The following is a 7,915-nucleotide window of genomic DNA, read 5'->3' on the forward strand; positions in this document are numbered from 1 at the left end:
CTGCCGCCTCAAGGACTTCCGACGCATCGCCACCCGCTACGACAAGCTCGCCTGCACCTACGCCGCAGCCGTCTGCCTCGCCGCCATCGTCATCTGGTGGTTATGAGGCTGGACCCTAGGCTTCCGACACCGCGGGCGCCGGCGGCGCCTCGTCCTGGGGGATCAGCACCGGCATGCGGACGGTGACGGCCGTCCCGCCGCCCACGGTGCTTTCGATGCTCATCTCGCCGCCGTGGAGGGTGGCGAAGGCCCGCACCAGCGACAGGCCCAGGCCCGAGCCCGACTTGCGCTGCTCGGCGTCGCCGGCCTGCTCGAACGGGCGGCCCAGGCGCTCCAGGTCCGCGGGCGCGATGCCCATGCCGGTGTCGGCCACGATCAGCTCCAGCCCCCCGCCCGAGGCCTGGGCGGTCACCGTCACCGAGCCGCCGCGCGGCGTGAACTTCAGGGCGTTGGAGACGAGGTTCAGGGTGATCTGTTTGAGCGCCCGGCGGTCGGCGTCGATCTCCAGCGCCTCGGGCGGCAGGACGGTGCGAAGCGCCACGCCGGCCCGCTCGGCCTGGCCGCGCATCAGGCGCACGACGGCGGTGATCGCGTCGCGCACGTCGAAGTCCTCGCGCGCCAGCTCGAAGCGCTCGGCCTCGATCTTGGACATGTCGAGCACGTCGTTGATGAGCTCCAGCAGGTGGCTGCCGCTCTCGTGGATCAGCTCGGCGTATTCGGCGTAGCGGTCGGCGAGCGGGCCGAACAGGCGCTGCCGCATGATGTCGGAGAAGCCCATGATGGCGTTGAGCGGCGTGCGCAGCTCGTGGCTCATGTTGGCGAGGAAGCGGGACTTGCCGGCGTTCTGCTGCTCGGCCGACTGGCGCGCGCGGTCCAGCTCGGCCTCGCGGGCGCGCTGGGCCCGGGCGTCGCGGACGGCGGCGCCGATGCGGCTGGCGCCCAGGCGCGTCAGAGAGAGCTCCAGCCAGCCCTCGGCGTCGTGGGCCGGCGCGAACGAGACCTCGGCCGAGCCGTCGCGAGCGGCGGCCTGCAGCGCCTCGTCCACGGCGACGGTGTAATCCAGGGCCACGAGGTCGGTGAGCTGACGGTCGCGCAGCCGGCGCGGCTCGCCCCCCAGCAGCGGCGGGCCGAAGGCGTTCAGGATCCGGCCGGCGGGAGAGAGGGTGAGAAGGAGCTGGGGCTGGTGGTCGAGGATCTCGCGCAGCTCAAGCTCGACGTCGAGCTGGCGGCGGGCCTCGCGGGCCTGCGCGCCCTGCAGGCCGATGAGCCCGGCGGCGAGGCCCACGACGGTCGCGGCGATGGCGAACAGGCTGAGCCAGGGCGACAGCTCGGGCGACGGCTGCGGCAGGTCGGCCAGCGCCCCGGCCAGCGCGGCGGCGGCGGCGGCGGCGACCGAGGCGGCGGCGCCCAGGGCCAGGAAGGCCCGCTTGCGGAAGCTGGCGGCCGCGCCCATCGGGGCCAGGCACAGGGCGGCGAGCGGCCCGGCCGTCCCGCCGGTCATGGCGCAAGCCACGGCGGCGGCGGCGGCCCACAGCACGACGGCCACGGTGCGGCCCGTGGCGCCCAGGCCCGCGAGGACGGCGCCGAGAAGCCCGGCCGCGGCGACGGCCGCCAGGGGGGCCGACTCGGCGCCCAGGCTGGAGAAGCCATCGGTGGCCCACGCCGCGCCCGCCGCGCCGATGAGGGCGGCGACGCCGAAGACCGCGTGCCAGGCCACGGCGAAGCGATGCTCGCCGAAGCGGCGGGCCTTCCTCCTCGATGTGGCGCGGACGTAGGGCACGGTTAGCCTTTCAGGCCCCCCTGAACAGCGATCCGCCGGAGCTTAGCCGTCCGCCCGCTGAACGGGTAGGCGGCTCGCGCCTGACGCGATCCTGCGCTCGCCGGATAAGGAAATCGTAAGCGCGCCGCGCCAGGATCGACATCCCGACAGCGCAGGCCCGCGGCCCTTCCATGCCCCCAGCGGCTCACCTCCGACGCCTCCCGCCCCGCGCTGCGCGGCGCGCCACGACCGCCGACGAGTCCGCCGGCGACGAGCAGAAGCGCTCGTTCCTCAGGATGGTCAGCCACGAGTTGCGCACGCCGCTCAATTCGATCCTCGGATTCTCGGAGATTCTCGCCTCCGAACTCTACGGGCCCCTGGGCGCGCCTCAGTACAAGGAATACGCCGAGATCATCCGCGGCAGCGGGCAAAAACTCCTGAAACTTGTGAATCAGGTGTTGGAGATCGCGCGGTTGCAGGGGGACGCCCCGCCATTCGAGCCTCAGGCCGAGCCGCTGGAGGCCGCCATCGACGAGGTGCTGGCGGGCGTGGCCGAGGAGGTGGCCGCGCGCGGGGTCGCCGTCGAAGTGGCGGGCCGCGACCACCTGCCCGCGGTCTCGGCCGACCCGCGCGGCCTGAGAAGCGCCCTCTTCCAGATCGTCCACAACGCCGTGGTCTTCTCACCCGAGGGCGGGACGGTGCGCATCAGCGCCCAGGCCCTGGGCTCCACCGTCGAGATCGTCGTGCGGGACGAGGGCGAGGGCCTGGACCCGGCCGACCTGCCCCGCCTGATGGCGCCCTTCGAGCAGGGGGAGAACGCGCTGACCCGCAGCGCCGAGGGCGCGGGCCTGGGCCTGTCGATCGCCGACCTGACCTGCCGGGCCATGGGCGGGCGGCTCAAGATCGCCTCCAAGCCCGGCCGGGGCGTGACCGCCGGCATCCGCCTGCCCGCGGCCTGATCGGCGCCTGATCGCGGTTGCGGAGGCGGGTCCCCGCCCTTAAGTCGCGGACGCCATGTCCGCCATCGACGACACGCTGAGCGAGCTGAAGGACGAGTTCGACCTCCTGGGCGACTGGGAGGAGCGCTACCGCTATGTGATCGAGCTGGGCCGGGATCTCGCGCCGCTGACCGACGCCGAGCGGTCCGAGGCCAACAAGGTGCGGGGCTGCGCGAGCCAGGTGTGGCTGGTGACCGAGCCCGAGGAGGGCGGCCGCCTGGCGTTCCGGGGCGATTCCGACGCCCATATCGTGCGCGGGCTGATCGCCATCCTGCTCAGGCTCTATTCGGGGCGGCCGGCCGGCGAGATCCTGGCGTTCGACGCCAAGGCGGCTTTCGAGGCCCTGGGGCTGACCGGCGCCCTGTCCTCGCAGCGGTCCAACGGGCTGGCCTCGATGGTCCAGCGCATCCGGCGCGACGCGGAGCTGGCGGCGGCGGCCTGAGGCGCGGCTTCAGGCCGCGCGGATGCCGGTCGGGACCTGGGCCAGGCCGACCACGGCGTCGTAGCCCAGGATCATGTCCACGTCCCGGCCGTTCGAGGCCAGCGGCAGGCGCAGCCAGACGATCGACAGGTGCGAGGCGCCCCGCCAGGCGAGGTTGTGGATCCCCACGCCCGGACGGCCCTCGGCCGCCACCTTGCCCAGTTCGCTGCGCCAGTAGTCGGCGGCGGCGGTGTTGTAGACCTCGGCGAGCCGCCGGCCGGTGATCTCGCGGCCGTAGACGGTGTAGAGCCCGGTGCCGGCCAGGCGGATGCGGTAGTCGACGGGGGCGCCCGGAACGACGTCGATCAGGCTGATGGTCGGCAGCAGGCGCTTGAAGTGGGCGGGGTGGATGTCGGCGCGGGCGGGCAGGCCCGCGCCTCGGCGCAGGGAGCTCCAGTAAGCGAAGAGCTCCTCATGCGCGCGGATGGCCGCCGCCGGGGCTCCGATCTGCGCCGCCATCAACAGATTCCCGTCGAACTACTTGGAATCACGACGAATCACTTATCGCCTGATGCGCGAATCGGCGGCAAGGCCAAATGATGGCGCCACTCAAGAAAAAGCGTGGCGATAGACTGAAACGCAAACGCCCGCCGGAGACCGGCGGGCGTCCGAACACTGTATAGGTCGACCTCCGCGCGGCGGAGGCTGCCGGCCTCAGCGCTTCTTGCGCGGAGCCTGGCGGCCGCCCTGGCCCAGGCCCATCTGCTTGGCCAGGTCCGAGCGCGCCTTGGCGTAGTTCGGGGCGACCATCGGATAATCCTTGGGCAGGCCCCACTTCGCCCGGTATTCCTCGGGGCTCATGTTGTACTTGGTCCGCAGGTGCCGCTTCAGCGACTTGAACTTGCGGCCGTCTTCGAGGCAGACGAGGTAGTCCGGGGTGATCGACCGGCGGATCGGCACGGCCGGCTCCTTCGGCTGGGCCTCGACGGCTTCCGCGCCCGAGGACACGCCCGCCAGCGCCCGGTGGACGCTCTGGATCAGGCCGGGCAGATCAGCGGCCGCGACCGTATTGTTGCCGACATAGGCGGAGACAATGTCCGCCGTCATCTCGATGACTTCCGACTTCTCGTCCATTCTTCCGTTCCGCAAGCTCCGCGCCCTAGGGCTGCAGCAGTGAATCATTAGAAAAGTAGGCGCTCATTATCTGGAACGTCCGCGCCGCACAACACTGAATTAGAGCTTACGTCGCTTTCATATGCGAAAGATCAAGACCAGCCTGGGAAAACAATGCTTGGCGTTGGCATTCCGTCCCCAGGCCAACCGTAACGCGAGAATATAAACGTCTCGCTCCAGGCGAACGTCCGCAAAAATCAACCTTTGGTGGCACACACTCGCGCTTGACGCGCGCCTAAGAGCGCGATCCGCAAAAGTGGACACCCGTTTTTGCGATCAGATCCGTTCAAATGATCCCATTTGAACGGGATAAGGCTCTAGCGGAAGGTAGGCGTCTCCCACTGGGCCCAGATATCGGGCAGGTCGGTCGAGACCCGGTCCGGATAGTGGGGCGGACGCTTTTCGAGGAACGAAGTGACCCCCTCCCGCGCATCGCCCGACTTGCCGCGAGCCTGGATGCCCCGGCTGTCGGCCATGTGCGCCACCATGGGATGCGAGGCCCCGGCCATGCGCCAGATGAGTTGGCGGGTCAGCGCCACCGAGACCGGGGCGGTGTTGTCGGCGATCTCGCGCGCCAGGGCCCTGGCGGCGGGCAGCAGGTCCTCCGGCGCGTGGAGCGAGCGGACGAGGCCCCGTTCGAAAGCCTCCTGGGCCGGGAAGATGCGGCCGGTGTAGCACCACTCCAGCGCCGTCTGGACGCCCACCAGCCTGGGCAGGAACCAGGACGAGGCGGCCTCGGGATTGAGGCCCCGCCGCGCGAAGACGAAGCCGTAGCGGGCGTCGGTGGAGGCCAGCCGGATGTCCATGGCGAGCTGCATGGTCACGCCCACGCCCACGGCCGCGCCGTTGCAGGCCGAGATCACCGGCTTGAGGCTGTCGAAGATGCGCAGGGTCAGGAGCCCGCCGCCGTCGCGCTGGACCCCGTCGCGCTGGCGCGCCGCCAGCGCCTCGCCGCCCCGGGAGTCGTAGTCGAAGGTGTCGCCGCCGGCCGACAGGTCGGCCCCGGCGCAGAACGCCCGCCCGGCTCCGGTGACGATCACCGCGCGCACCGCGTCGTCGGCGTCGGTCACGTCGAAGACGGCGATCAGGTCCTTCATCATCTGGGTGTTGAAGGCGTTCAGCTTGTCGGGCCGGTTGAGCGTGACCACGGCCACGCCGTCCTCCACCGCGTAGCCAAGGGTCTCGAAGGTCGGCTGGGCCATGGGCGTCTTCCTCTTGTGTCTGGCGTCTCTGCGGCAATGGGCGCTGCTTGACGGACCGTAGGTCAAGGCCCGCATTGATCGACCAGAAACAGACATTGGCGGGACCGGCCAGCGCCGGAACCCGCCCCTGGGAGAGTGAACGACCATGCATCCGGCGACGCACGCCAAGACCCAGCCCGACCGGGCCGCCTACATCATGGGCTCCACCGGCGAGACGGTGACCTACCGCGAGCTGGAAGAGCGGTCGAACCAGGGCGCGCACCTGTTCCGTTCGCTGGGCCTGAAGGTCGGCGACGTGATCGCCATCCTGATGGACAACAATCCCCGATACTTCGAGATCGCCTGGGCCGCCCAGCGCGCCGGCCTCTACTACACCTGCATCTCGTCCAAGCTGACCGCCGGGGAGGTGGACTACATCGTGGGCGACTGCGGGGCGCAGGTGCTGATCGCCTCGGCCGGGGTCGGCCCGGTGGTGGACGAGCTGCCGAACGTGCTGCCCAAGTCGGTGAAGCTCTACATGGTGGGCGAGGCCCGGGCGCCCTACGAGAGCTTCGAGGCGGCGCGGGCGAAGTTCCCGACGACGCCGATCGCCGACGAGGCCGCGGGCTCGGACATGCTCTATTCGTCGGGCACCACCGGCCGGCCCAAGGGCGTCAAGCCGCCGCTGACCGGCCAGCCGATCGACGCCCCCAACGCCCTGCAGATGATGGCCCAGGGCCTGTTCGGCTTCCGGGAGGGCTGCACCTACCTCTCGCCCGCGCCGCTCTACCACGCCGCCCCGCTGCGCTGGTGCATGACCGTGCAGAAGCTGGGCGGCACCGTGATCGTGATGGAGAAGTTCGATCCCGAGCACGCCCTGGAGCTGATCCAGAAGTACAAGGCCGACTGCGGCCAGTTCGTGCCGACCCACTTCGTGCGGATGCTGAAGCTGCCGGAGGCGGTGCGGGCGAAGTACGACGTCAGCTCGATGAAGTCGGCGGTGCACGCCGCCGCCCCCTGCCCCATCCCCGTGAAGGAGCAGATGATCGCCTGGTGGGGCCCGGTGATCTACGAGTACTACGCCGGCACCGAGGGCAACGGCTTCTGCTTCATCAGCTCCCAGGAGTGGCTGACCCACAAGGGCTCGGTCGGCAAGGCCGTGCTGGGCGAGCTGCGCATCTGCGGCGAGGACGGCGAGCCCCTGCCGCCCCGGACGGAGGGCGTGGTGCACTTCGCCAACGGGCCGCCGCTCAGCTACCACAATGCGCCCGAGAAGGTGGCCGAAGGCACCAACAAGTACGGCTGGACGACGCTCGGCGACGTGGGCTGGATGGACGAGGAGGGCTACCTCTACCTCACCGACCGCAAGAGCTTCATGATCATCTCGGGCGGGGTGAACATCTACCCGCAGGAGATCGAGAACCTGCTGATCGGCCACCCCAAGGTCGCCGACGTGGCCGTGGTGGGCGCGCCGCACGAGGAGATGGGCGAGGAGGTGGTGGCGGTGATCCAGCCGGCCGACTGGGCCGACGCCGGCGACGCCCTGCGCGACGAACTCCTGTCCTATGCGCGGGCGAACCTCAGCCACGTGAAGGCGCCCCGCAAGCTGGACTTCATGCAGGAGCTGCCGAGGCATCCCACGGGCAAGCTCTACAAGCGCCTGATCCGCGACGCCTACTGGGGCAAGGAAGGCTCGAAGATCGTCTGAGCCGTGCTAGACGGTCAGGCCAAACCTTACGTGTCGAAGGAGCGAGGAATGAACCCCGTCGAGATCAAGGATCTGCCCGGACTGGTCGGCCAGGAAGTGGGCGTGTCGGACTGGCTGCAGATCACCCAGGAGCGGGTGAACCAGTTCGCCGAGGCCACCGGCGACCACCAGTGGATCCACGTCGACGTCGAACGCGCGACGAAGGAGATCGGCGGGCCGATCGCCCACGGCTATCTGACGCTGTCGCTGATCCCGTTCCTCAGCCAGGGCCTCCTGCCGATCAAGGGCGTGACCCGGGGCATCAACTACGGCTCGGACAAGGTGCGCTTCACCAATATGGTGCGCGTCGGCAAGCGCGTGCGCCTGCGCCAGAAGCTGATCGGCGCCGAGCCCAAGGCCGGCGGCATGCAGATCAAGAACGAGTGCACCATCGAGATCGAGGGCGAGGAGCGCCCGGCCTGCGTCGCCGAGACGATCAGCATCGTCTACGGCTGAGGTCTCCCGCATCGGCGGGAACGAGGGGCGCGAGCGATCGCGCCCCTTTTTCGTTGGGTTAGGGTCTGGACCCATAAGCGGGATTCCGGACTTGGCCGAACAGTGCTTCAAGCTCTCAGAGGAGAGCGGGAATGACGGAATTCTGGCTGAGCGACGAGCAGTTCTCGCGGCTGAAGCCGC

General features: G+C 70.0%; 8 protein-coding genes and 1 pseudogene. 5 read left to right on the forward strand and 4 right to left on the reverse strand.

Going from position 1 to position 7,915, the window contains the following annotated elements; translation table 11 throughout:
- Positions 1–106, forward strand: a pseudogene (locus ACK4TT_RS17985) (IS5/IS1182 family transposase); the annotation flags it as partial.
- 9 nt (positions 107–115) lie between these two features.
- On the opposite strand, the gene ACK4TT_RS17990 reads toward ACK4TT_RS17985, so the two are convergent.
- Positions 116–1,780: a sensor histidine kinase gene (locus tag ACK4TT_RS17990; protein WP_410213607.1), complete on the reverse strand. Its 1,665-nt coding sequence runs from the start codon at positions 1,778–1,780 to the stop codon at positions 116–118.
- A 170-nt stretch (positions 1,781–1,950) separates the two neighbouring features.
- On the opposite strand from ACK4TT_RS17990, the gene ACK4TT_RS17995 reads away from it, so the two are divergent.
- The gene (locus tag ACK4TT_RS17995; RefSeq protein WP_409641617.1) at positions 1,951–2,718 is read left to right on the forward strand and encodes a sensor histidine kinase; all 768 of its coding nucleotides are present in this window, start codon (positions 1,951–1,953) and stop codon (positions 2,716–2,718) included.
- Between the two features lie 55 nt (positions 2,719–2,773).
- Positions 2,774–3,199, forward strand: coding sequence for a SufE family protein (locus ACK4TT_RS18000; RefSeq protein ID WP_409641619.1), 426 nt, complete (start codon positions 2,774–2,776; stop codon positions 3,197–3,199).
- A 9-nt stretch (positions 3,200–3,208) separates the two neighbouring features.
- Here the strand turns inward: ACK4TT_RS18000 and ACK4TT_RS18005 are convergent, their stop codons facing one another.
- The 3 genes from ACK4TT_RS18005 to ACK4TT_RS18015 all read right to left on the reverse strand — a co-directional run bounded on the left by ACK4TT_RS18005 (position 3,209) and on the right by ACK4TT_RS18015 (position 5,553).
- Positions 3,209–3,697 (reverse strand): PAS domain-containing protein, encoded by a 489-nt coding sequence (locus ACK4TT_RS18005; protein WP_409641622.1) that lies wholly within the window; start codon positions 3,695–3,697, stop codon positions 3,209–3,211.
- Between the two features lie 195 nt (positions 3,698–3,892).
- Positions 3,893–4,312: a MucR family transcriptional regulator gene (locus ACK4TT_RS18010; protein WP_309089424.1), complete on the reverse strand. Its 420-nt coding sequence runs from the start codon at positions 4,310–4,312 to the stop codon at positions 3,893–3,895.
- A 356-nt stretch (positions 4,313–4,668) separates the two neighbouring features.
- Positions 4,669–5,553 carry a crotonase/enoyl-CoA hydratase family protein gene (locus ACK4TT_RS18015; RefSeq protein ID WP_410213608.1) on the reverse strand — a complete coding sequence of 295 codons (885 nt, stop codon included), beginning with the start codon at positions 5,551–5,553 and terminating at the stop codon, positions 4,669–4,671.
- 145 nt (positions 5,554–5,698) lie between these two features.
- On the opposite strand from ACK4TT_RS18015, the gene ACK4TT_RS18020 reads away from it, so the two are divergent.
- Positions 5,699–7,240: an acyl-CoA synthetase gene (locus ACK4TT_RS18020; protein ID WP_409634951.1), complete on the forward strand. Its 1,542-nt coding sequence runs from the start codon at positions 5,699–5,701 to the stop codon at positions 7,238–7,240.
- A gap of 48 nt (positions 7,241–7,288) precedes the next feature.
- A complete protein-coding gene (locus ACK4TT_RS18025) occupies positions 7,289–7,735 on the forward strand; it encodes a MaoC family dehydratase (protein ID WP_409634954.1) in 447 nt (148 codons plus the stop codon).
- Positions 7,736–7,915 lie beyond the last annotated feature (180 nt).

Source organism: Phenylobacterium sp. (assembly GCF_046463815.1).
Lineage (GTDB): Bacteria > Pseudomonadota > Alphaproteobacteria > Caulobacterales > Caulobacteraceae > Phenylobacterium.